The sequence below is a fragment of the Bradyrhizobium sp. CB82 genome, assembly GCF_029714405.1.
GTDB lineage: Bacteria > Pseudomonadota > Alphaproteobacteria > Rhizobiales > Xanthobacteraceae > Bradyrhizobium.
Map to the genome: position 1 here is coordinate 258,616 of NZ_CP121651.1, position 22,548 is coordinate 281,163.

Below are 22,548 nucleotides of genomic sequence, written 5' to 3' on the forward strand. Positions count from 1 at the left end.
GAGCCCGGGCCAATCGCTCGCGCCTCGCTGGAACCATCAGGTATGCTTGAACAGTCTTACGTTCTCTCGAGTGATCCGCATCGTGCCGGTCTGGATCTTTTCGGGCAGCGGATCGATGCCGGCCGCCTTCCAGTCCGGAAGCACCTTCATGTCATTGGCATTAAGCCAATAGAGGAGGTGCGTGGCGATATAGGCCTCGGCATAGCTTTTTTGCGCAACCGAGCCGTAGATCGTGCCGTCCTCGATGAAGGGAAGCATGTCGTCGTTGCGATCCATCGCAACGATCTTCACCTTTCCGGTCCGGTCGGCATCTCGGACGGCGATGGCGGAGCCCTTACCGCTGTCACCATCAGTGCCCCCGATCCCGACGACATCGGGATGGGCTTGAAGTGCCTGCGCGTAAGCGGTCGGTGCGTAGGAGGGATCGGCCTTGTCATTCACCACATCGACGACGGTGATCTCGGGATATTTTTCCTTGAAGATCGCCTTGTAGCCTTCGACGCGGTCGAGCACGTTCGGTGCGGGGAAGGTCCCCAGCAGCACCTTGCCCTTGCCGCCGATCGCCTGCGCGAGCATTTCGCCGCCAACTCGGCCTGCGTCGAAGCCGTTGATGCCGAGCGTGCAGAACCGTTTGCTGTTCGGCACGTCGCCGATGATGGTAGCGACGGGAATGCCGGCTTCGACTGCGCGGTCGATGCCCGGGGCCAAGGTGGCCGCATCCCCCGGAAAAATAAGGATTCCGGCGGGCCTGCGGGCCACGATCTCGTCAAGCTGGCGCGCCTGGCCGGCGGTATCGAAATCGAGCGGGCCGGTGAAGGTGGTGGTGACGCCGAGCTGCTTGCCCGAGTCTGAAAGACCGCGCTTGTGATCGACCCAGAACGGCACCTGGGTTACGATCGAAAGAAACACATACTCCCCCTTCGCTTCCGCTGCATTGGCCTTGCTGCGGACATCGTTCGACGCCAGGAGCCCGGCGCCTGCCGCTCCGGCAAGCACCCCGGCCATGTTGAAGAGGTGACGTCTTGTCATATCCATCTCGGTCATCGTGTCCTCCTGAATGATCGTTGTGATGCACGAGCGTCCCGAATCGGAAGTACGCTTGATCTTTGCTGTGTCCTCCTGAGCGAACCTGGATTCGAAGAACATTCAATCTCAGCGCGGCCGGCCGCGCACGAGCATGTCCAGCGCGACCGCGACAGTGAGCACGATTCCGGTGACCACCATCTGCCAGTAGATGGAGACGGCGAGCATGATCATCGCATTGTTGATGAGGGCCACGAATATCACGCCCAAAAAGGCGCCGAGCACCGTGCCTTCGCCGCCGCGCAGACTAGCGCCGCCGATGACCGCAGCTGCGAGCACCTGCAGTTCGAGCGCATTGCCGGCGGTGGGCGTCCCAGCCATTAGCCGTGAGGCGAGCAGCATGCCCGCAAGGGTCGCGAGCAGGCTGGAGGCGACATAGGCGGAAACGCGCACGCGGTCGACCGGGATGCCGGACAGTCGAGCTGCCGCTTCGTTGGCCCCTACAAAATAGAGCTGGCGCAGTGCACGTGTATGGCGAAGCGCAAGGTCCGCGATCAGAACGATCAGCGCCATGATCCAGACTGTCAGCGGAATGCCAGCAATTCCCGCGCTGCCAACGAAGCCGAAGGACGAGGGCAGGCCGCTGACCGAGAAGCCGTCGGTCAGCACCAGCGCAATGCCACGGGCGACCGAAAGCGTGCCGAGCGTAGCGACCAACGGATTGACACCGACGCGGGTCACCAAAAACCCGTTGATCGCGCCTATCGCCGCTCCGACCAGCATCGTCCCGGCCAGCGCGATCTGGATCGGCAGGCCCTTGACCACGAGCAGCGCGAGCACGGTACCGGTCAGTGCGAGAACGGAGCCCACCGAGAGATCGAAACCTCCGGACACAAGGAGGAAGGTCATGCCCACGGCGATGATTGCAGTCGGCGCGAGGCCGATGGCCATTGCGCGGAAATTGGCGGCTGTCAGGAAATACGGACTCACGAATGCCATTGCGGTCACGACGGCCGCGATCAGGACGATCAGCGTGATCTCGCGGGCTTCGACCACCCGTCCGAGCCTGAAGGCCCGCCTTCGGCGCGGCCAGTGCATGGAATCCTGCAGGGCCTTCATTGTGAGCCTCCCGAGGTTCGCGGCGCCACAGCAACCCCCGTCGCGAGAGCCATCACCTTGTCTTCGCTCGCCTCGGCGCGCGAAAGCTCTTCGACGATTGCCCCTTCGCGCATGATCAAGATGCGATCCGATAGACCAATGAGCTCGGGCAGGTCCGAAGAGATGACAAGAAGTGCGGCGCCTTTACTGGCAAGGCGACGGAGCTCGGCGTGGATTTCGACCTTGGCCGCCACGTCCACGCCTTTCGTCGGCTCGTCGACGATCAGGATGCGCGGCTCGGTCGCAAGCCATTTCGCAAGCAACGTCTTCTGTTGGTTGCCGCCACTCAGGTGTCGGATCGATTGCTCGAGGCCCATGCTTCGGATACGCAACCGGCTTACGGCCCTGCGGGCCAGCTCATTTTCCCGCGCGCGATCGACCAGACCGAAGCGCGATACGCGCGACAGCGACGCGGCGATGATGTTGTCGGCAACCGACCTGTCAAGGAAGAGGCCATCGGTTTTACGGTCGCCGGGGAGATAGGCTATTCCGTGCTCAATCGCCGTGCCAATGCTCCCGAGATTGACGGGGCGGCCGTCGATCAGGATGCGGCCGGCGTTGACTGTGCGCGCTCCGACGAGCGCCCGACCCAGCTCACTGCGCCCCGAGCCCAACAGGCCGGCAAGGCCAACGATCTCACCTGCATGAAGCGACAATCCTATCTCGCGGAAATGCCCATCGGCCGACAAATGCTGCGCGCTGAGCCGCTCGGCGCCTGTCAGAACCGGCTCAGCTACTGTGTCTTCGGCGATGTCGCAGCCGACCATGTGGCGGACGATTTCGTCCGCCGAGGTCGCAACAGCGAGCCAAGTCCCGATCTTTTGCCCATCGCGCATGACGGTGATGCGGTCGGCGATTGCCAGTATTTCGCTCATTTGATGGCTGATGTAGATGGTCGCTATGCCGTGACCCCGCAGCCGGCGGAGAAGAGTAAACAACCTGTTCACCTCGCGCGACGTAAGCGCCGAGGTCGGCTCGTCGAGGAGGAGCAAGCCCGCACGCAGCGACAAAGCCTTGGCTATTTCAACGAGCTGTCGCGTTGCCGTGTCGAGCGAAGCGACCGATCGGCTGACGTCTACCTCCACGCCAAGTTCGGCGAGCAGGTTTCGCGCGCGATCGTAGAGCTTGCCCCAGCGCATGATTCCGCCCGGCAAGGTCGGTGGATGGTTGGCATAGATATTCTCGGCAATGCTGACCGCGGGGACGAGGCTGAGCTCCTGAAATACTGTGCCGATGCCGAGGTCCTGTGCCTGGCGTGGTGATGCGAGACGGACCGGTGTGCCGTCGAAACGGATCTCGCCCGCATCCGGCGCGAACACGCCGGAGACCATGTTCATGAGCGTTGATTTGCCCGCGCCGTTTTCGCCCACGATGGCATGGATCTCGCCTGGCCACACGTCGAGCGAGAGGTCAATCACCGCGGGAATGCCGTTGAATGCTTTGCTGAGGCCGCGGAGTGCGAGCCGCGGTTGGCGGTCGGCATCAGGGGAAAGGCGAGCCTCGGCGGTCATCATCGGGTCGAACCGATCATTGCGAGCGGCGGCGGCCCGCGTGAGGTGGAATCGGCCGCGGCGATGTCTTCGATATTGCGCGTATAGGCAGATCGCGTGCGCTCGATGTGGCGGTCGAGGATGACCATCACTTCGTCTTCCTGCTTTCGCCGGATGGCGTCGAGGATCTGCTTGTGTTCCTCATAGGACAGGCGAGTGTGATCGGGGCGTGTGGCGAGATGTGTCCGCAGCGCCGCCACCTTCGGCACAATGCGGCCATACGTATCGGCAAAGTAGCGGTTGCCGCAAGTGGCGAAGAACTGCTCGTGGAAAGCACTGTCGAGCCGAAGATACGTGCGCTCATCGCCGGCAGCACGCGCCTCATCCATTTGAGCGCAGACCTTGGCGAGACCATCGACAAGCTGCGAGCGATTGCGCTCGATCGCGAGGTGGAGAGCGGCCGCTTCCAGCGTCTGCCTGAGCTCACAGATCTCGATCACCTCCACCGCACTCAAAGTGAAAACGAAGGTTCCTGATTGCGGGACGATGGTGACGAGCCCCTCCATTCGCAGCTGCGCCAGTGCTTCGCGCACCGGCGTCTTGCTGATCCCGAGGGAGGCAGCGAGCTGACTCTCGGAAAGAGCTGAACCAATCGGCAGCGTTCCTTCGATGATGGCCGTTCGGATTTGTTGCAGCGCAATTGCCGCAAGAGAAGCCGGGCGTTCGATGAGAGAGACCATGTGCTGAGATGCCTTCGCTTTAGTGGCACCAACGTGAGCTGTTGAAAAAATGGCTTCTTCCGTCGGCCGGTGTGTGATATAGCAGATCTAAAGGAAAAGGTATCAGATCTAAGATATCAGTCAACCTTAGGGCAGGGTGCGGCCTATGCTTGCGGGCGTTCTGCAGGTGAGCGGTGCGGCGGTGTGTTCCTTCGGAGCGAAGCCCGATGAGCGAAGTGCATCTCATCGTCGATTGCCAAAACATCCTCGGCGAAGGGCTGACTTGGGACCCAGCAGCACGACATCTCTACTGGGTCGACATCGAGGCGAGCGAAATCTGGAGTCTCGATCCGGCCACCGGGCGGACGTCTACCCACAAGGCGCAGGAGCGTGTCACTTGCCTCGCACCACGCGCGAACGATGGATTGATCGTTGCGTTCGCCAGCGGGTTCGCGCTTTACGATCCGACAACCGGAGAACGCAAGGATTTGGTTGCGTTCGAACCCGAAAACCCCAACACGCGCCTCAACGACGGCCGGACTGATCGCCAGGGGCGATTGGTTGCGGGCGGATTCGACGAACGGGAAGGGAAGTTCGTCTCGAGCGTCGTTCGGATTGACCAAGATCATCGCGTGACGACGTTGCTTACCGGCGTCGCTTGCGCAAACGGCATCTGCTTCAGCGCGGATGGGCGAACGATGTATTTCGCCGATTCACCGGCGCGCACTATGTGGGCCTACGATTACGATGGTCAAACAAGCGCCGTCACCAACCGACGCGTCCTCAATCGGTTCGACGATCAGCCGGGCCTACCAGACGGGTCCTGCATTGATGCCGAAGGCTTCATCTGGAATGCACAGTGGAATGGGCGTCGCGTGGTGCGATTCGCGCCGGACGGACGGGTCGACCGTATCGTGCCGATGCCGGTCCTCAATCCGACTTGCGTGACGTTCGGAGGCGATGGCCTCGACACGCTCTACATCACCACGGCGCGCTATCTGATGACGCCCGAGCAATTCGCGGCCGAGCCGCAATCAGGCGCGCTCTTTGCGATCACGCCGGGCGTAAGGGGTATCGCGGACTGCGCATTTTGTGGCTGAAGCGGGAATATCCTTCGGAGACAGCGAACAAGGAACGAACGAGCAAGAACAGTTCGAACATCAAAACGGGAGGAAGTCATGGCTCCAGGAAGGAAAGTGTTGGCGGTCGCCGCCGCCATCTTCGCGCTGGTGATGGCGAGTAGCGCACGAGCCGATGAGTATCCCGCGCCCAAGCCGCTGAAACCGGAAGCGCAAGCTCCGATCAAAGCCTTCAAGGGCGCCAAGAGTGCGCGGATGGCCTACATGCCGCCGGCGACTGAATTCAACTACTACATCGCTATCGGCGAGGGCATTAAGGACGCAGCTGCAAAACGCGGGATCGAAACCTTCATGCTCGCGCCACAAAGCGGCGCCGACATCAATGGCCAGATGGGGATGATCCAGGACGTGATCAATCAAGGAGTTGCGGCCATCATCCTTTCCACGCACGACGAGCACGCCGCTGCACCGTTGGTCAAGCGAGCAGTGGCCCAGGGCATCGCGGTTGTGATTGTCAATTCCGACATCGCGGATTTTCCGACCCCGATTCACGCGGTCGTCGGCTACTCCCAGCGAAATGGGACGCACAACGAGGGCGAGTACGCCCTGAAGCTGGTCGACGACAAGCCGATGATGGTCGGTATTCTTGAAGGTCAGCCCGGCTATCATTCAACCGAGCGCGTCGGTGGATTTCTCGACGCGATCAAGGGATCGAAGCTGAAGGTGGCCTCCAGCCTCGACGGCAAGTGGAACGTCGAAGGCGGCAATGCCGCGGCGATGGACATGCTGCAGGCGCATCCGGAAATCCAACTGATCTTTGCCGCCAATGACTACGAGATTCTCGGCGCGGCGCAGGCGGCGAAGGCGCTGGGTCGGAAGGATCTTCTGTTGTTCGGCAATGATGGAGACACCGGCGCGGGGCTTGAACCGATCGCGGCGGGGATCGTCACCGCCACGGTCGACACGACGCCGTTCGTCATGGGGCAGGTCGTCTTGCAGGTCACGGCCGACGTGCTCGACAACAAGTACCCCGGCGGTTGGGTCGAGACGCCGACACGCATCGTCGACAAGAGCAACGTGCTCGACGTCCTGCGCCACCCCGAAGTGCTTTATCCAAAGCCGTCGAAGAAATACTAGTGGTCCGATTCGAACATTTGCACCCGGTTCGGGTGGGCTCGTTTGCGATTGTTAGAATCGAAGGACCACTAGCAAATATAAATGCTGGTGGAGCGCTTCCGAGTCCGCGGGGAGAGGGGGCAGCGAATGTCAAATCCGCTCCACCAGCTTGAGGAAGCTGGATCGCGATGTCGGAACTGCGTTCGGTCCTCGACAAGAACCAAAGCGGGCGAAAAAGCGCGCCGGAGCGCTCATGAGCATGACAGAGGGCATGGCCTGGGAGCTGCGCAACATCCGAAAGACATTCGGGCCGGTCGTTGCCAACGACGATGTGTCGCTCGGACTGCGAGCCGGGCAGATTCATGGGCTGGTTGGCGAGAACGGCTCGGGCAAGTCCACACTGATCAAAACTCTCTGCGGTGCTCACAAACCAGATTCCGGCGTGGTGCTATGTGCGGGCAGGCCGGTTCAATTGGATAGTCCACTCACCGCCCGCGCTCTCGGCATCGCGACCGTGTTCCAGGAATTCTCCCTGGTTCCCCATTTGGCTGTTGCCGAAAACATCCTGCTCGGCCGCTGGCCGGGCGGTGCCTGCCGCGTCGACTGGCGTTCGATGCACCACATCGCGAAGAGGGTGCTCGACGGGCTCGGCATCGAGATTGCAACTGATGCACTGGTACGCGATCTTTCCAAGGCGCAGCACCAAATGATTGAGATCGCCAAGGCCATGGCAGCGCGCGCGAACCTTTTCATTCTCGACGAGCCAACCACTGCGCTCGGGGTGCGCGAGGCAGATCATCTTCATGACCTCTTGCGGCGTATGCGCGATGGTGGCGCCGCGATTCTTTATATCTCACATCGGCTTGACGAGGTGGTACGTCTCGCGGACGTTGTGACCGTCATGCGCAACGGCCGGATTGTCAGCGCGGCCGACGCGACGCCCCTCGACGTTGCCGGAATCATCACGCTGATGATCGGCGAGCAGGTTCGTGAGCACTATAGCAAGGCCTCAGCGAATACCGGAGAGCCGCTACTGGAAGTGCGGGATATTTCGACTGAGCGTGGCGTGCGGAGGGTGAGCTTTACGCTCCTTCGTGGCGAAGTACTCGGTCTTGGCGGCATGCTGGGAGCGGGACGGAGCGAGATCGCTCGGGCGCTGTTCGGCGTCGATCGGCTAGTCGGCGGTGAGATTCGTCGTAATGCGCGAAAACTGCGGCTCCTCTCCCCCGCGGATGCGATAGCCGCCGGGATCGCGCTGTTGGCGGAGGATCGCAAGACCGACGGGCTGTTTTTCAACTTCACGGGCGCCCAGAACATCACCACCGCGACGCTCGGCGATTACGATCACGGTCTGTGGCTCGATCTCGAGCACGAGCGCCGGGTGAGTCGAGCCTTGATCGAGAGATTACGGGTCGCGCCTCAGGCGGAGCATGACCTGGTCGATCGCCTCTCGGGTGGCAATCAGCAAAAGCTGCTGCTTGGGCGCTGGCTCGGCACGGCAGCGGAGGTCTTTATTTTCGATGAGCCGACACAGGGGATCGATGTGGGTACTAAGGTGGCAATCTATCATTTGATCAATGAGCTGACCCGCGCCGGCAAGGGGGTGATCCTGATCAGCTCCGACGACAAGGAGTTATTCTCGATGTCGGACCGGATTGCGATCGTGCAGCATGGGCGAATCGCCCGTTTCGCTAAGGCCGGTGAACTGAGCAAAGCCGATCTGCTGGAGACCACCGCCGAACGGATGGATTCCTGATGCCACGTTACCTCGGCCATCCACTCACAGGGCCTGCGATCGCAACAGTGGCTGTCGCGCTCATCGTTCTGTCCACGACCGATCGTTTTCTCACGCCCGGCAATCTCAGCAATCTCGCTTTGCAGGTCAGCATTATCGCGCTGGTCGCAATTGGCTCGACCTTGGTGATCTTTGTCGGCGGCATCGATCTCAGTCCCGGCTCCATGATCGCGCTGCTCACGATTCTGCTGACCAGCATGCTCAAATTCTGGGGCGTCGAGTTTTGGGCGGCGATCGTGCTCACCCTGGCTTTCGGTGCGGTCCTCGGTGGCGTCAACGGCATCGTGACGGCCTATTTGCGAATTCCCGCCTTTATCACCACCCTTGCCGGGCTCAGCGCCTATCGCGGCATCGCCTTCATGTTCAACAACGGTTCGCCGGTTTTTGATGCCTCCGACCGCCTGGAGCCGCTGTTCTACGGCCATATCCTCGGCATTCCGTTGCCGCTCGTCTACGTTGTTGTCTTTTTCGCTGTCGCCCACTGGCTGATGCGCCACACGCGACTTGGCCGCGCCATCTATGCCGTCGGCGGAAATGCCAGCGCGGCATATCTTTCCGGCCTCAATGTTCGTCGCACGCAGCTCTATGCCTTCGTCATCGCTGGCTTCATGGCCGGGATCGGGGCTGTGCTGATGGCTGCTCGCTTGAACTCGGGCTCCCCTAACTACGGCGCCGGCCTCGAGTTGCAGGCCATTGCCGCCGCGGTGATTGGCGGCGCAAGCCTGGCGGGCGGTCGCGGCGATGTGGTGGCGACGCTGTTCGGAGCGCTCACGATCACCATTGTCCAGAACGGGCTAAATCTCAACGCCATCGCGACCTCGACACAAAACGTCGTGATCGGCGTGATCATCGTGCTCGCCGTTGGCATCGACATGTGGCGTAACGAGATCAGCCGCATTCGGCTTCTTGCCAGGTTGCGCTGGCCAGCGGGCCGCGCGTTGAATAAGGAGGAAGAATATCCATGAGCTATCCGCGCGCCTTTAATCATATTGGACTGTCCGTTCCCGACGTCGATGCGGCGTTCAAGTGGTACACAGAAGTGCTAGGCCTTTATCCAATCATGGAGCCGACGACGATCAGCAAGGACGACAGCGTCATAGGAATGATGTGTACCGACGTGTTCGGTCCCGACTGGACGAGCTTCCGCATCTGCCATCTGGCCACGGCGGACAAGATCGGGATCGAGCTCTTCGCATTTCCCAACAATGTCAAACCTGAAAACAATCTCGAATACTGGAAGACCGGCATCTTCCATTTCTGCATCACCGATCCCGATGTCGAAGCGCTTGCCAACAAGATCGTCGCGCATGGCGGCAAACAGCGCATGCCAGTTCGGCATTATTATCCTGGCGAGAAGCCTTACCGCATGGTGTATTGCGAAGATCCCTGGGGCAATATCGTCGAGATCTATTCGCATTCGTATGAACTGACTTATTCTGCCGGCGCCTACCTGTAGGCGCGTCCCGCTGGCTGTTTCGGCAATCGCGGGCATCAGCGTGGGGCGTGCATCACACGCAACCGGCGGCAGTCAATGGGCGCTCGCGAGGTGGATTGACCATTCAAGTCCACGTTCTCGGCTGATTACGAGTCACTGCTTCTATCCTGTTTCCGCTGGGATCGATGAGGAAGACGGCGTAGTAGTTAGGGTGGTAGATCTCGCGAATGCCGGGCGCGCAACTGGATAGAAGTCGGTCGTTGAGGTCAGAGTCGTCCTTCACGTTCTGACAGCCCCGATGATCTCAGAGAACTGCCGTTGGATTGCGCGCAATCTGCCGTACGTGGATCACGTTGCGTTAATTAATGGGGCTTGAGAACGCTGGCTTTGTGATTGCGAACGATGCTTTGCTCTGGATTGATCACGCCGAAATCTTGATGCGCCGAAGCGCGGCCACAGGTCACTAGATTGTTTCCGGAGAAGGACCGCCCTTTTGCCTGATCCAATCCGCAAATTCATCCATCAGGTGAGAGCTTTCGTTGAAGACGGCCTTGAACTTCGTGACTGCCCGCACGAGGGCTAATGCAGCATCAAAATTCGTATTTCAATCTCGTCCGGTGGTCTGAGGTGCTTCAACCAATTCCTAAAGTCATTAAAAATATCTACCTCGTCAGGTGATGCTCGTGCCTTCAGCCGCCCATGGAGGTAAGGCGCCTCAACGTGAGGCATTTGGCTCTCCGCCGCCAAAGCCAGCGTTATGGTCGCTTCGTATCATCTTCATGGAATAGCCTTATCGCCGCATGACTTTGCCGGAGCGCGGATGACTTCCTAGTAATGAGACGCGATTTCATTTAGGCCCCCAAGCTACCAAGGCTACCGGGCTTCTATGACCGGCACCCCGATATCGACCTGCGAATCTCGGCCACGGTCGGCCTCGCGGACTTTAAGCGCGACAACGTCGACCTTGCCATTCGGTTGGGCCACGGGCGCTACCCGGGACTTCATGCCGAGCCGCTGTTCAACGAGGCCTTGACCCCTCTGTGTTCGCCCGAACTGCTCAAGGGCAAAGGACGCCTGAAGACACCTGACGACCTGCGAAAACATCGGCTCATTCATGACATGTCGATACCCGGTGGCGGCGACTACTCCGCCTGGGACAGATGGCTGGCGCTTGCGGGCGCAAAGCATGTGTCCGCGCACCGGGGTGCCAAATTCACCCTTGCCGAGGTGGCCATGCAGGCGGCGATCGATGGCGTCGGCGTAGTGCTCGGGCGCGTCGTGCTGGCCGAGGGGGACCTGGCGGCAGGTCGGCTGGTCCGTCCCTTCAAGATCGCGCTGCCGCTGGACGTGAGCTACTTCCTCGTTAGGTCCAACGCCACGGCACCGCGTCCGGAAATGCTGTCCTTCCGGAATTGGCTCTTTGGCTCGCTGAAACAGGCGTCCGTGGTAAGGAGCCCGTCATCCCCGTCGCCATCAAGGAATGCCTGACCGCAAAACCGCTTTGGACAAGCCGTCATGTCGATTGTTCATCAAGGAGGGTGCCTGTGCGGCGAGGTCCGCTACAGAATAACGGCGGAGCCGTTGCGCGTCACTATTTGTCACTGCACGTTCTGCTAGCGATTGACGGGATCGGCATACCTGGTCGAACCGATCTTCAAACGAGAGGACGTCATATTCCACGGAATCCCACCGAAAACCTATGAGCATCGGTCCGACACCAGCGGCAAGCGCGTTACGCTGAATTTCTGCGGCAGGTGCGCGACGACCATCTGCCTCGATCTGGAGCGCTTCCCCGACATCCTGGGAATCTGCGGCGGCACGTTCGACGATCCCAACTGGTTCGAGTGCAGCAAGGACAACTGCCGCCATATCTTCACGCGCTCGGCTCAAAGGGGCGTGGTCCTACCGGCCGGCGTGACTCTCTACGAGGAGCACGCCCTCGAGCTCGACGGAACCCCCAACCGGCCGACCATGCTCGCACACATGCTCTTGTTGGATCACGGCGGATATCGAGGAGAATAGTCCGGTAATGATGCTGTGAATGGCTCCTCCACGGGCACTAGAGTGCCAAGGAGCGGGCGCCGTTTGAGGCTCCCAAGATTCGGGGGAGCAGCCTATGCAGTCAATTTCGACAATCGGCTCGACATCGCGAAGTCGGTCTTTCAAGTGCACGGCGTTGATGCAGCCGGTCAGGTGATCATACGCCGCCAGTTGAGACGCCGGCATGTCCTGGTATTTGTCCAGAAGCTGCCGCCCCTGGTGGGGATCGAGGCTTGCGCATCGTCGCACCATTGGTCCCGTGAGCTGGAGACACTGGGCATACAGTGCGATTGATGCCGCCGGCCAATGTGAAGCCCTACGTCAAGCGGCAGAAGAACGACAGCACCGACGCGGAGGCGATTTGCGAGGCGGTCACGCGACCCAATATGCGGTTCGTGCCGACCAAGACGGTCGAGCAACAGAGCTGTCTGATGCTTCATCGAGCGCGCCATCTCTTCATCCGCCAGCAGACTGCCGTGATCAACTCGATCCGCGCCTACGCCGGTCGATCCGGCGATCAGGACAACCCATATGGCCAAGGCATCTTCGGATGCGTGCTGTTGATCGGGACCCGATCCGCGGAGGGCATTATGGCCAGCGGTCATCTGTGTACCGCGCAAACAGGCCGAACACATGGCTGCTCCGACCAATGCTGCAAGTGAAGATTCTCCTTGCCAACCTGGAGCCGTCCACACATGGCCCTCACGAAACTGGCGGAAAGTCCGGCCGCAGTCTGTGATGCGATCTAGAGCGGACTACCGCTCCCGCTTGAATGCCCGATTGAGCGGCAGCGCAGCGCGCTTTGCTCGACCAACGCCAGACGGTCGAACGCCGGGGCTGGGGCAAGGTGCCTGCGGCGGCGATAGCGCTGGAGGTAGGCTTCACCGGAAACGCGCTCTTCAGCCCTTCTTTGTAGCTGAGCTTGCAATTTGACAGTGTCCTATTTCGTGGACCGTCAGCTACGTTGCGCCGTAACCTTTCAGGACAGGACTGAACATGCGTATCAGCGCCCGCAATCAGATCAAGGGAACGGTTAAGGAGGTGAAGAAGGTGGCCACAACCGCCCATGTGTCCGTCGACATTGGCAGTCAGGTGGTCACGTCCTCAATCACCAACGAGTCCGTTGATGGCCTCGATATCAAGGTTGGCAGCAGCGTCTACATAGTGATCAAGGCGTCTGATGTGATGATCGGCATCGACTGAGGATTGGAGCCCCACTAGCGTCCTTGACTCGCCTCAATGCAGCGTCAGTGGCGGCTAAGGTTGACGGCCGGTGCAACGCCTTCGCCTCATCCCGCGGCGTGCGCAATCGTCGCGCTCCTCATCCGTGGTCAGGATCACCGGTACGGCCTTGGGATTGATCGGCGCAACGATGGGCATTTGCGCGAGGCCGGGCTACCGTTCGCGAGCAACTGACGGGGCAAGTACGACCTGAATGATGTGGCACGAGGAGGTCTCTCGGAATGAAAGGTCCCATCCAACTTCTTCCCGGGCAAATCATCGTGATCGGCGCCGTGATTGTCGCTGTACTGTTCGCGGCAGCACGCAGTCTATCAATCGCTAGTGCTGGAATATTGATGTTCGGTGGCGGCGGTTTGGAACTTCTTCTTGATGCCCTTAATCGGCGGCCTTTCCCACTAGGCGGAGTTTTCTTGCTTTTTGGTGCGGTTCTGTTTCTCTGCTTTCTCGGAGCAAGAGCCGCCTCCTATCCAAGCATCTATTTTACAAGTCGAGCAGTCTTGCTGCTCCTGTCGGCTGTCGCCGGGGTTACATCTCTTTGGTTTTTCGCCGCTGGGCTGGGCAGTGGAGTGGAAGGCAATGCTGTGGGCGCTTATATCTGGGTAACTGTTGGAATACTGTTGGTGGCTCTTGCCGCCGCGGCCATCAAAAGCGCAGCCGATTTGCCGGGTTCCTATTGGATAGCCTTTCTTTTTGCGCTCACTGCACTCGCTGCAATCTTCGTCGTAATCCTCGGTCTGGCAATGTTGCACCTACTTCCGGAAAGCTGGACAGCGTAGTCCCGCGCTTCTACCGGAGTTGAGTGCGCGCATGACGAACATGGTCGGCCCGCCGCTCTCTGCAACAAGCATCAGCGCCTCGATCGCCGCCTGCCATTCCGGAGCATCCTGCTCGCGTTACTGTAGCTTCGTGATGAAGGTGGCTGCGTCGCGCAGCGTGATCAGCCTGTGGCCTCCGGGTAGGACGATCGGGTCGTCGAATAGGCGGACCATCAACGCAGCGCTACATCTCCCTGACGGAGACAACCGTTCCGCAGGGCACGCATCTGTAGACGCGGATCAGGGGCCAGAGGGCTATCTGCGGCAGCACCACTCGTGCCAAGTCGACGGCGATCGTTTTACCGCCACCGTTACGACCAAAAGACATTCGGCAGGCCACGCGACAGTGTTCGGCGCCGGTATCGACGAGGTCGAATTGAGGCTCGTGGGAACTTCCAACGGCACCATCACCACATGCTCGGGGCCGTCACGGGAGCGCCCGGGACGCGCGCGAACATCATCGGGCCACCGAGATCGGCCAACCAGCATCAGCGCCTTGCGCTTGGCGATCAGGTTCGATCTCGCCTTCATCCCCCCAAAAATGGACGACGATAACATGGCGTGCCTTGGAGGGGAGCAATGGTTCATCGATCTGATGAGGTCCGGTCGCTCAGGGCATACACGCCCCGACTGACCCTACGCATGATGCCCGCCTTGCTGAGATACTTGCGAACGGCGTAGGTCGGCACGTTCCACTGCTTCGCGAAGGCGGCGATCTCGGACCAGTGCACCTCGCCCTTTTCCCGCATCAGCTTGATCGGTGCGCTGCGAGCCTCGGAGTACTTCTCGAACTCAAGAGGAGGAGGACGGTTCCGTGCGGCTCGGTCGCTCAGAGATGAGCACGCGGCAATAGCCAGCTCATGATCTTTTCATAGGGATCACGATGACTGTGGGCGAATGCATTTTCGTTCTGCTGGGCAGCGGTCCTGGCGAATTCAGAAATCGCCTCCATAGACTGCCGCCGTTCCTTCGGAAGCTTCGCCCATTGGCGAATGATCTTCCGGCGGGCTTCGCGTTGCTTTTCCCTTACGTCGGGCATCGGTACGGCTCCTGAGGTGGTTGGCTCGGCCTATAGCAGCCAACATGAACGCTATGCTCGTGTCCAGAGCGCAGTTTGGATCGCGGTGAGATCGGTCTCCCCGCGCTTTCACCGAAACTAAAGCACCTTGTCGAGCCGCTCCTCGAGCTCGGCGTCCTGGCGCGGGCGGCCGGTGGCGATGTCGGAGCGCCTGGCGCTCATAGCGGCGTTTGAGCTTCTCGCCGAGCTCTCGGCCAACCGTACAGCCCACTTGACCAACGATCGCGGCGTCGGCCCGAGGCGTCCTCCTGTCATCGCAATTCGCGGCCGTCGAGAGAAGGTAGGTCTGATCTGACCATGAAATACTTCCATTGATCGAGAAGCTGCCACCAGCGGCAAGCTCACCTCGACATGACGGATCAGGCCATAGCCTGTCAGTTCGGGTCTGAGGTCGAACATGTGCGACGGCATGGGCGCGCACGGTGATCCCGTTCGCTGCGTCGGACAAGAGGCAACGATTGCCGCAGAAGGCCTGCAGGATTGCGAGCGCGACGCCGTAGTGCCTTATTTCGGGCGGGGCGTGGAAAGGGCCAGGGCGCCGGTTGACGCGCATATGCGGCCATTCCACTGTGCCGCCACCACCTTGAGTTTGTCGGTCATCGCGTTACCGTTCTGCATGGCTTCGGCCTTCCTGATCGCTGAGAATTTCGCGGCGTTGTGGCAGCGCGGGCACCGATGAGCGGTTCGGCTGCGGCCCACATGCCACCCCTTGGCTTCCAGCTTGTGAGCGATGAACCTCCATTCAATCTCGGTGTCGTCGCCGCGCGAGTTCTGCAAGGTGTTGACGGCGAGCGGGATGGCGGCCTCGCAGCCCGGGGCGCCACAGCGCGCGATGACGCCGCGCACCAGCTTCCCATCGTCACCGTAGGGCACCGTCGTATGAACGAACGCCTTCTCCGCGCTCATTGGTGATCCTCCCGCTTTCGGAATGAGCGTTTCGGCCACCGGCTCGGCGGGCGGGGTTCGCCGCGAACGTCGCCGATCCGGGTCGCGATGATAGGCGCAGTACAGGGCGAGCCGTCGGGGTCGCAGCAGTCAGGCATTTCCCACTCCTTCCAGTCTTTACGCGTCGTCCGAGGACCCCTCGGCAGGCGCCTTCGCTTTTGATTTCGGGGCGTGTTATGCAGCTTGCGCATCGATCGCGGCGATTGCCGCCTGACCGATCGAGGGCGCGGTGCCGCGCAGACGCTCGGCGAGGCGCGGCGAGACATCGCGCGCGGCCTCAGACGCGACGGTGAAGCCCGCGTCTTCCATCTCGTCGCGGCCGTGCATGCCGGAGATGACATCGGGCGCATACATGCGCCCAATCGCGGCTCATGTTGTAGAACAGTTGAAGGTCGGGCTTGATGTCCCACAGCGGCGAGCCCTTGATCCGGCCACTGTCGTTCCGCTTCGGGCGCAACTTGCCGAGCGTGAACTGATCCGGCGCGGCATCGAGCGGCGGGAAATAGCGCGGCTCCTTCTCGCCCTTGAAGGTCGCCCCCACACCCGGCACCGCCGCATATCGCCTTCGCCCTCATCGGCAACTTGCAGGCGCGTGGTGATCGGCGCGCGCGCCTCGATCACGGCGTGAAACATCTGGCTCTCGTAGGCGATCTGCTCGACCTTCTGGCCGCCGACGAACTGCTCGACGACATAGGTCCACTTCGCCAGGGCGAGCGGCGAGACCCCAAGCTCCTGCGCCCGCATGCAATTGGCGAAGCAGGCGCCGACATTGCCCTGCATGAATGGCGGCAGGTAAGGCCCGGACGCCGCCAGAAGCTTCGCTGCATCGACCAGATCGCGGAGGTTCGCGTAGTCCACACCGGCGCGAGAGCGGGCCTCACCCAAGGTCGGGGTTGGGCCACTAAAGCGTGATGGCATTAAGTTCGATAGCCTGAATTTTTGAGGTAGTTGGCACATTCCTCGGAGGTGAAGCCGTCGAGCGCGTGGCCGATAGCGGCGCAGACCGCATCGACGGTTCGCGCGGCAGCTTTGCGGAGCAGGTGCTTGAGCTTGGCAAAGACCTGTTCGATCGGGTTCAGGTCGGGCGAGTATTTTGGCAGGAAGAAGAGTTTGGCGCCGACCGAACGGATGAGCTGGCGAACTGCCTTGCTCCTGTGGCTGCCGAGGTTATCCAAGATGACGATATCGCCGGGCTGAAGGGTCGGCAGGAGGATCTTCTCGACGTAGGTGCGGAAGCTCACGCCATCGATCGGCCCCTCGAGGAACCATGGCGCATCGATCCGGTCATGGCGCAGGGCCGCCAGGAAGGTCATGGTCTTCCAGCGGCCGTGAGGAACCCTGGCGTGAAGTCTGAGCCCGCGCGGCGCCCATCCCCGCAAGGGGGCCATATCAGTCCTGGTCCAGGTCTCGTCGATGAAGACCAGTCGCTCAGCTTCGACGCGACCTTGATACTTTGCCCACTGGGCTCGCCGCCGCGCGACCTCGGGACGATCGCGTTCGCCAGCCGCCACGCTTTTTTTTGAAGCTGAGCTTCTCGGCATGTACGAAGTCCCACACCGAGTGGTAGTCGACCTTCAGGCCGCGGCCGGCAAGCTCGGCAACGAGACCACGGATGGTGAAATCGCCGTCCTTGATCCGCTGCGACAGCCAGGCCGCATGCTCGCCCGAAATCGCCTTCGGCTTGTAGCCGCCCATCTGACTGGGCTCAACGCTGCCGGTCTCATCGACCCGCTTCATCCAGCCAATGGCCGTGCTGATCGCTACCCCAAACTGCTTGGCGGCCTGATTGCGGGACATCCCGCTCTCAATTGCCGCCACGACCCGCTTGCGAAGATCCAGAGAATAAGGCTTGCCCATCCATGCTGGCCTCCAGTCCAGCCAGCATGGTGAATCAGAAACACACTGATTTGGGAATCCCAAATCGATTCAAGCTAACCCCATCCCGCTTTAGCAGACCTGCGCCGAAGACGCCTAGGCAAAAGCTTCCGCTGGCTTCGATTAGTTTGATGGTCTCGATTGTGTGCCGAACACCGGAACGTCGGTGCGATCAACGAGCAATTCGGCCCCTTCGTGCGGTCGTACCTCAGCAAAGTTCAGTGCGGCGTCGATGTCGCCCTCCCAGACATCCCGTGGCAGTTCGTAAACCAACTCGACGCCATACCCGTTTGGATCGTGGAGATAAAGGCTGTGCGTCATGCCATGATCGATGCGCCGGTCGAACTTCACGCCCTTCCTTTGGAGATAGGCGAGCTGACGCAACCACGCCTCGCGGCTTGGGTAAGCAATCGCAATGTGATTGATTGCCATGGGCGAGTCCCACATTTGCCATCCGGCAGGCGGCACCGGCAGGTTCGTGTTCTCGACGAGCGCAAGATCGTGGTGATGGAGGCCATGGGGACCCATGCCGCTATAAAACCACATCTTACGACCCGGTCGTTGCCGGAATTCGCCGACGAGACGTAGGCCGACGACCTCCGTCCAGAATTGATGACTTTCCTCAATGTTGCGGACGTTCAACACGATGTGGTTTACCCCGATGGGTACAATTGGTGCCGAATCTGCTGTTGTCATGCTAGCGGCTCCTCACCTTGAAAATTGTTGAATTGATATATTCGGAAATCTGAAGAGGATTTAGCAGTCCTAGCCTAAATCGTCACGAGCACGCCCACCACGGCGAAATAGGTCAGAAAAGATGTCGCACAGAATTCAGGATAAACTGCCTGCCTTGATTCACCATCGGTTCGACTCCTTGCTCTAAGATTGCTTCGGGTCACGAGCAGTAATGCTCTGGCTCAGCGTAAGATTTCCGCCTGGCCCGTCAGAAGCGGACATCTACGCTTAGTGAGCACACCTACCACCTATGCCGACGTTCGGGGTCGATTTCGATTTCTCGCAGATCGAGCAGCGAGCCTTGGCTCTCGGCGCGACCGCCGATCAGATGCCCTACATCATGGCGACCACCCTCAACATGGCCGCCGAGAATACCCGGTCGTATCTGATCGAGACGACATGGCCGTCGTCGGTCACGGTCCGCAATCGATCGTTCATGAAGGCCGCGCTGACGACCAAGGGATCGCGCGCGACGAAGGGCGACTTGACGGTTGAGATTTACGACAAGCTCGGCCGGGCGAACCTGTCCCTGCATGCCAAGGGCGGCACGCGCCGGGCTAAGGGCGGCAACCTCTCGATCCCATCATCGGTCAACGTGCAACGGACGAGCGGCGGCGCCGTGCCGACCCAGCAACAGCCGAAGAACTTGCGGAACAGCTTCAAGCGCGGGTGTGTTCATCTTCCAACGCCAGGGCAAGTCGAGCCGGAAGCGTAGTGGCCGCATCAAGCTGATGTATTCGCTTCGGCCGTCGGTCCCGATCCGGCAAGACGTGCCGTTCTACAAGGACTTCGCCGAGGTGATGCGGCAGGAGATGACGCTAAAACCTCGCCATTGCGGTCATCCGGGCGATGTCGATCCGGCGCCGCTAACACGGAGGGTGCCATGCCAGGCAAGCCGAAAGAAGACGAGCACGAGGACCGGCGCCATGCGGACAAGCCGCCTGCGGACAAGGTCGAACAGGAGCAGCCGAAGGCGGATAAGCCGGAAGATCCCGCGCCCGGCGTCCCGCCCTACAAGGACTGATCCGGTGCTGATCCAGCCTGTCGCGCGAGACAGGTCGGTCAATCGGTTCGATCCCGCCTATCTCGCGCAATGGCGCGCATACTATCGCAGCATCACCGAGCGCTACCTCTCAGGCGCCATCTCTCGTGAGGAAGCCCACAATGCGCTGGTCTCGCTAGGCTTCCGAGACGCTGCGCTCAAGGTCGAGTTATTCGAGTTGGATCAGGCTCGCGCTCGGAAGACATGATTGTTATCGACGCGCCCCACTTCTACGCTGCCGTAGTCGTCGACCAGACCCGGCGGGTCACGAGAGCAGCACCCATCCTCCGCTATATGATCGGATGGGATCGGCAGCGGGTTCTCGGATACGCCGACCGCAAAGGCTGGCGCGCTACGTGGATCGACTGACCGAGGCGCGAGGCCCCCGGAGGGCCATTGATTGCTAAGGTACTTTGGGAAAGCCGCAACGGCGCGGGATCGCGGACCGCCCGCCATCAGCGTATTTCGGGACCGCGTTTTTGGTCTTTGGTTTCCTGCAAAATCCCCGTGCACCAAATGAAGCAGCCTCGCTTCGTGGGCTCACGAAATTGACTTCGGCGACCGGCCGACCGCCACACGCCCTACTTTGTTTGCGCAACGTCGGTAAATGCACCGGTGATGCTGCAATCAAAAAAATCGTACGCGGATGCTTGAGCTATAGCAGCTTCAGCCAGCGCACGACTTTCGTAAACAAGCGTTGGAACCCCGTTAGGGGTTGGCTTAACGTCCAAGACTTTGCACGTGTTCGTCTCTTTGTCTTGAACGAGGTAATAGCTCGTAATACTTGGGTCGGCGACGGCGGGAGCGGTGATCGTCACGGCGATTGTCGCAACTACGATGTAAGGAAAGCGCATGGTTATTTCTCCTCGCTAAGGGATGCGCATACGAAATATCCAGCCGTTGAGTGGCTCCTTAAACCTAAGCTAATCTAAACTCGACCACCTATTACCGATGTGAACTGCTTCACATGCGTCCATTGTTGATCGAACTGCCGATCTAGGTCATGGTCCCTGGCATAAAACAGCGGATCGCTACGTATGGATAGCCTTCGTCGTCTGTATCGCCCTCGAAATAGACAGGCCAGACCATGGTTCGTTCGGCTTTGTTAGGCTCGGTGATGACGGCATTGTCCGGCACATCGACCCACAGCATGATTTTGGAGTCGGGGCTCTTTGGCACTCGCACGCGATAGTGACCGTTCTTCGCTTCCCAGTCGGCGTCTTCAACGACGTAGCCGTCGGCAAACGAACAGCAGAGGCCGTTGCGGCTTTTCAGTTGGTCAAACCACGGCTTGAGTGGAGAGCTCGCGTAACGCCCGTCGAGGTCACGCCCCATCGTCGGCAATGGCATCAGCCAAAGCCCCATAGCCGCGATTAGTGAAATCCAGCGCATGACCAGCACGACGCAACGCCCCCTGCTACTCCCGAGCGAATTGTTACTGCGCCTATGAATGTGAGTATGTTCCGGCTGCGGCGAGGTTCACATATCAACTCAAGGCGCGCAGGAGCCGGCTCCATAGCGGGACTCGATCTGACCGATGTCCGTCCGGTGACGGCCATGTCGGGAGTGCCCCTGACAGCTGATGTCGAGGCAAGTCTCGAGCGGTCGCGAGAGGCCACAAGGCGACATCCGACCGAACGGAGGCGGCTTACGCTTAGCGACGTTGCGCACGATCTGGGCGGCGCCAGAATTGCTTACCGGTGCTTACGTGCTTTGATGTTGATGGAGTAGACGAGGGGGAGCACGACAAAGTTGCGTTTTGGCGGCATCCATGGCGCTCGCTGAGGCTATATGGGCGCTCGCGGGCGCTCCCCAGGCCGACGGCCACCATAAGGGTCGTCTGCCACAGGTCGCCGTTCAACAAGCGGCCGCCAACTGACGCGGCCTTACTTCTTCGCCTACTCTCAACCTTGGCTGCAAAGCTCACAGCTGCCCAGAAGAGCGGGATACCAGCTCACGACTGGTTTGGTGTTCACTGTGTCAATCGCGATACACAGCATCGGCGCGATTTGTCGTAGACTTCAGCTGCGTCTTCATGGCGCTTTCCTCCCTTGACTTGAGCCCGTCGCGAATGGCGGGCTTCTTTCGATGCACTCCGCTGACTCTGTGTGTGGCGTGACGCACCGAAGTGATGTCAGCTTCGCTCCCCAAGCGACGCGGCGCGATGGCCAACAATAGACATTACTAAGGTTGCCAAGCTGACGATCGCCCGCAGTTCCGTCAGGTGCTTACGGCAGTTCGCTTCATCGTGGGTCACAACCGGCAAGGCTCTTGCAGGCGGCAAATCATGGATGTGCTAGTCAAACCGACCGTGGAAACATGGCCCATTGATCGCCTGCGGCCCTATGAGCGGAATTCGCGGCGGCACTCGCCCGGGCAAATCGAGCAGATCGCGGCGTCGATCCGGCAGTGGGGTTGGACGATGCCGATCCTCGCGGCTGATCATGGAATGGTTCTAGCCGGTCACGGCCGACTGGCGGCAGGCAAACTCCTCGGCATCGCCGAGGTGCCGGTCATCGTGGCCCGCGAGTGGAGCGATCAGCAGAAGCGCGCCTATGTCATCGCGGACAATCGGCTCACTGACGCGAGCGATTGGGATGACGAGATGCTGCGGCTCGAATTGAGCGACTTGCTGGAAGGCGGTTTCGAGATCGGGCTTACCGGCATCAGCGAGGACGAGTTATCGAAACTGTCCGTCGGGATCGGCGAGCTTGAGGCGATGCCCGAATTGCCGGACGGCGATCGGTCGCCATTCCGCGACATGACGTTCATTCTGTACGGAGAGCAATTCGGGATCGTCGAGCGGGCGATAGCCAAGGCGACCAAGCCGCGCGATCCGGACAATCCCAATCGATCACTACAAGGCAATGCGCTCGCCGCGATCTGCACGGAATATCTAGCTAGGGCGCGTTTCATAAATCGAGTTTGATTGGTGCGACTTTGCATGATGTCCGCAATGTC

26 protein-coding genes and 1 pseudogene are annotated in these 22,548 nt (G+C 60.4%); 14 read left to right on the forward strand and 13 right to left on the reverse strand.

Annotated features, from left to right (window positions below):
- Nucleotides 1–36 precede the first annotated feature (36 nt).
- The 4 genes from QA640_RS45075 to QA640_RS45090 all read right to left on the reverse strand — a co-directional run bounded on the left by QA640_RS45075 (nucleotide 37) and on the right by QA640_RS45090 (nucleotide 4,411).
- Nucleotides 37–1,044, reverse strand: coding sequence for a substrate-binding domain-containing protein (locus tag QA640_RS45075; RefSeq protein ID WP_283043724.1), 1,008 nt, complete (start codon nucleotides 1,042–1,044; stop codon nucleotides 37–39).
- A gap of 108 nt (nucleotides 1,045–1,152) precedes the next feature.
- Complete coding sequence (locus QA640_RS45080; RefSeq protein ID WP_283043725.1) at nucleotides 1,153–2,142, reverse strand: ABC transporter permease; 990 nt, start codon at nucleotides 2,140–2,142, stop codon at nucleotides 1,153–1,155.
- Nucleotides 2,139–3,692: a sugar ABC transporter ATP-binding protein gene (locus tag QA640_RS45085; protein ID WP_283043726.1), complete on the reverse strand. Its 1,554-nt coding sequence runs from the start codon at nucleotides 3,690–3,692 to the stop codon at nucleotides 2,139–2,141. Before QA640_RS45085 ends, QA640_RS45080 begins: the two co-directional genes overlap by 4 nt.
- Complete coding sequence (locus QA640_RS45090) at nucleotides 3,692–4,411, reverse strand: GntR family transcriptional regulator (RefSeq protein WP_283043727.1); 720 nt, start codon at nucleotides 4,409–4,411, stop codon at nucleotides 3,692–3,694. The genes QA640_RS45085 and QA640_RS45090 overlap by 1 nt, the downstream gene beginning before the upstream one ends.
- A gap of 206 nt (nucleotides 4,412–4,617) precedes the next feature.
- Between QA640_RS45090 and QA640_RS45095 the strand changes: the two genes are divergently transcribed.
- From QA640_RS45095 to QA640_RS45140, 10 genes and pseudogenes are all read left to right on the forward strand, one after another.
- Complete coding sequence (locus tag QA640_RS45095) at nucleotides 4,618–5,490, forward strand: SMP-30/gluconolactonase/LRE family protein (protein WP_283043728.1); 873 nt, start codon at nucleotides 4,618–4,620, stop codon at nucleotides 5,488–5,490.
- A 78-nt stretch (nucleotides 5,491–5,568) separates the two neighbouring features.
- Nucleotides 5,569–6,606 carry a sugar ABC transporter substrate-binding protein gene (locus QA640_RS45100; RefSeq protein ID WP_283043729.1) on the forward strand — a complete coding sequence of 346 codons (1,038 nt, stop codon included), beginning with the start codon at nucleotides 5,569–5,571 and terminating at the stop codon, nucleotides 6,604–6,606.
- Nucleotides 6,607–6,838: 232 nt separating this feature from the next.
- Nucleotides 6,839–8,341 carry a sugar ABC transporter ATP-binding protein gene (locus QA640_RS45105; RefSeq protein WP_283043730.1) on the forward strand — a complete coding sequence of 501 codons (1,503 nt, stop codon included), beginning with the start codon at nucleotides 6,839–6,841 and terminating at the stop codon, nucleotides 8,339–8,341.
- Complete coding sequence (locus QA640_RS45110) at nucleotides 8,341–9,345, forward strand: ABC transporter permease (RefSeq protein ID WP_283043731.1); 1,005 nt, start codon at nucleotides 8,341–8,343, stop codon at nucleotides 9,343–9,345. The genes QA640_RS45105 and QA640_RS45110 overlap by 1 nt, the downstream gene beginning before the upstream one ends.
- Nucleotides 9,342–9,836 (forward strand): lactoylglutathione lyase family protein, encoded by a 495-nt coding sequence (locus QA640_RS45115; protein ID WP_283043732.1) that lies wholly within the window; start codon nucleotides 9,342–9,344, stop codon nucleotides 9,834–9,836. Before QA640_RS45110 ends, QA640_RS45115 begins: the two co-directional genes overlap by 4 nt.
- 894 nt (nucleotides 9,837–10,730) lie before the next feature.
- Nucleotides 10,731–11,303, forward strand: coding sequence for a LysR substrate-binding domain-containing protein (locus tag QA640_RS45120; protein WP_283043870.1), 573 nt, complete (start codon nucleotides 10,731–10,733; stop codon nucleotides 11,301–11,303).
- Between the two features lie 132 nt (nucleotides 11,304–11,435).
- Entirely contained in the window at nucleotides 11,436–11,837 is a 402-nt protein-coding gene (locus QA640_RS45125; RefSeq protein WP_283043733.1) for a GFA family protein, read from the forward strand.
- A 123-nt stretch (nucleotides 11,838–11,960) separates the two neighbouring features.
- Nucleotides 11,961–12,349, forward strand: a pseudogene (locus QA640_RS45130) (transposase); the annotation flags it as partial.
- A 502-nt stretch (nucleotides 12,350–12,851) separates the two neighbouring features.
- Nucleotides 12,852–13,058 carry a TOBE domain-containing protein gene (locus QA640_RS45135; RefSeq protein WP_283043734.1) on the forward strand — a complete coding sequence of 69 codons (207 nt, stop codon included), beginning with the start codon at nucleotides 12,852–12,854 and terminating at the stop codon, nucleotides 13,056–13,058.
- 260 nt (nucleotides 13,059–13,318) lie between these two features.
- The gene (locus QA640_RS45140; RefSeq protein WP_283043735.1) at nucleotides 13,319–13,873 is read left to right on the forward strand and encodes a hypothetical protein; all 555 of its coding nucleotides are present in this window, start codon (nucleotides 13,319–13,321) and stop codon (nucleotides 13,871–13,873) included.
- Between the two features lie 868 nt (nucleotides 13,874–14,741).
- On the opposite strand, the gene QA640_RS45150 is transcribed toward QA640_RS45140, so the two are convergent.
- The 7 genes from QA640_RS45150 to QA640_RS45180 form a co-directional block, all read right to left on the reverse strand.
- A complete protein-coding gene (locus QA640_RS45150) occupies nucleotides 14,742–14,951 on the reverse strand; it encodes a hypothetical protein (RefSeq protein WP_074123533.1) in 210 nt (69 codons plus the stop codon).
- Nucleotides 14,952–15,068: 117 nt separating this feature from the next.
- Nucleotides 15,069–15,245, reverse strand: coding sequence for a hypothetical protein (locus tag QA640_RS45155; protein ID WP_283043736.1), 177 nt, complete (start codon nucleotides 15,243–15,245; stop codon nucleotides 15,069–15,071).
- A 249-nt stretch (nucleotides 15,246–15,494) separates the two neighbouring features.
- Nucleotides 15,495–15,896 (reverse strand): hypothetical protein, encoded by a 402-nt coding sequence (locus QA640_RS45160; RefSeq protein WP_283043737.1) that lies wholly within the window; start codon nucleotides 15,894–15,896, stop codon nucleotides 15,495–15,497.
- Nucleotides 15,897–16,109: 213 nt separating this feature from the next.
- Complete coding sequence (locus QA640_RS45165) at nucleotides 16,110–16,289, reverse strand: hypothetical protein (RefSeq protein ID WP_283043738.1); 180 nt, start codon at nucleotides 16,287–16,289, stop codon at nucleotides 16,110–16,112.
- A gap of 15 nt (nucleotides 16,290–16,304) precedes the next feature.
- Complete coding sequence (locus QA640_RS45170) at nucleotides 16,305–16,793, reverse strand: hypothetical protein (RefSeq protein WP_283043739.1); 489 nt, start codon at nucleotides 16,791–16,793, stop codon at nucleotides 16,305–16,307.
- Nucleotides 16,794–16,852: 59 nt separating this feature from the next.
- Nucleotides 16,853–17,792, reverse strand: a protein-coding gene (locus QA640_RS45175; RefSeq protein ID WP_283043740.1) for an IS630 family transposase whose coding sequence is annotated in 2 segments (ribosomal slippage) — nucleotides 16,853–17,447 and nucleotides 17,446–17,792 — 942 coding nt in all. Because the reading frame shifts where the segments join, the coding sequence is not laid out codon by codon here.
- A gap of 141 nt (nucleotides 17,793–17,933) precedes the next feature.
- The gene (locus QA640_RS45180) at nucleotides 17,934–18,506 is read right to left on the reverse strand and encodes a VOC family protein (protein ID WP_283043741.1); all 573 of its coding nucleotides are present in this window, start codon (nucleotides 18,504–18,506) and stop codon (nucleotides 17,934–17,936) included.
- A gap of 289 nt (nucleotides 18,507–18,795) precedes the next feature.
- Between QA640_RS45180 and QA640_RS45185 the strand changes: the two genes are divergently transcribed.
- From QA640_RS45185 to QA640_RS45195, 3 genes are all read left to right on the forward strand, one after another.
- Nucleotides 18,796–19,260 carry a hypothetical protein gene (locus tag QA640_RS45185; RefSeq protein ID WP_283043742.1) on the forward strand — a complete coding sequence of 155 codons (465 nt, stop codon included), beginning with the start codon at nucleotides 18,796–18,798 and terminating at the stop codon, nucleotides 19,258–19,260.
- Between the two features lie 168 nt (nucleotides 19,261–19,428).
- Entirely contained in the window at nucleotides 19,429–19,569 is a 141-nt protein-coding gene (locus tag QA640_RS45190; RefSeq protein ID WP_283043743.1) for a hypothetical protein, read from the forward strand.
- Nucleotides 19,570–19,573: 4 nt separating this feature from the next.
- Nucleotides 19,574–19,795, forward strand: a complete 222-nt coding sequence (locus QA640_RS45195) for a hypothetical protein (protein ID WP_283043744.1) — start codon at nucleotides 19,574–19,576, stop codon at nucleotides 19,793–19,795.
- Nucleotides 19,796–20,168: 373 nt separating this feature from the next.
- Here QA640_RS45195 and QA640_RS45200 read toward each other — a convergent pair whose 3' ends face one another.
- Together QA640_RS45200 and QA640_RS45205 are read right to left on the reverse strand one after the other, a co-directional pair.
- Entirely contained in the window at nucleotides 20,169–20,441 is a 273-nt protein-coding gene (locus tag QA640_RS45200; RefSeq protein WP_283043745.1) for a hypothetical protein, read from the reverse strand.
- Between the two features lie 142 nt (nucleotides 20,442–20,583).
- On the reverse strand, nucleotides 20,584–20,979 hold the full coding sequence (locus QA640_RS45205) for a hypothetical protein (RefSeq protein WP_283043871.1): 396 nt from the start codon (nucleotides 20,977–20,979) through the stop codon (nucleotides 20,584–20,586).
- Between the two features lie 895 nt (nucleotides 20,980–21,874).
- On the opposite strand from QA640_RS45205, the gene QA640_RS45210 reads away from it, so the two are divergent.
- The gene (locus tag QA640_RS45210; protein ID WP_283043746.1) at nucleotides 21,875–22,516 is read left to right on the forward strand and encodes a ParB/Srx family N-terminal domain-containing protein; all 642 of its coding nucleotides are present in this window, start codon (nucleotides 21,875–21,877) and stop codon (nucleotides 22,514–22,516) included.
- Nucleotides 22,517–22,548: the final 32 nt, after the last annotated feature.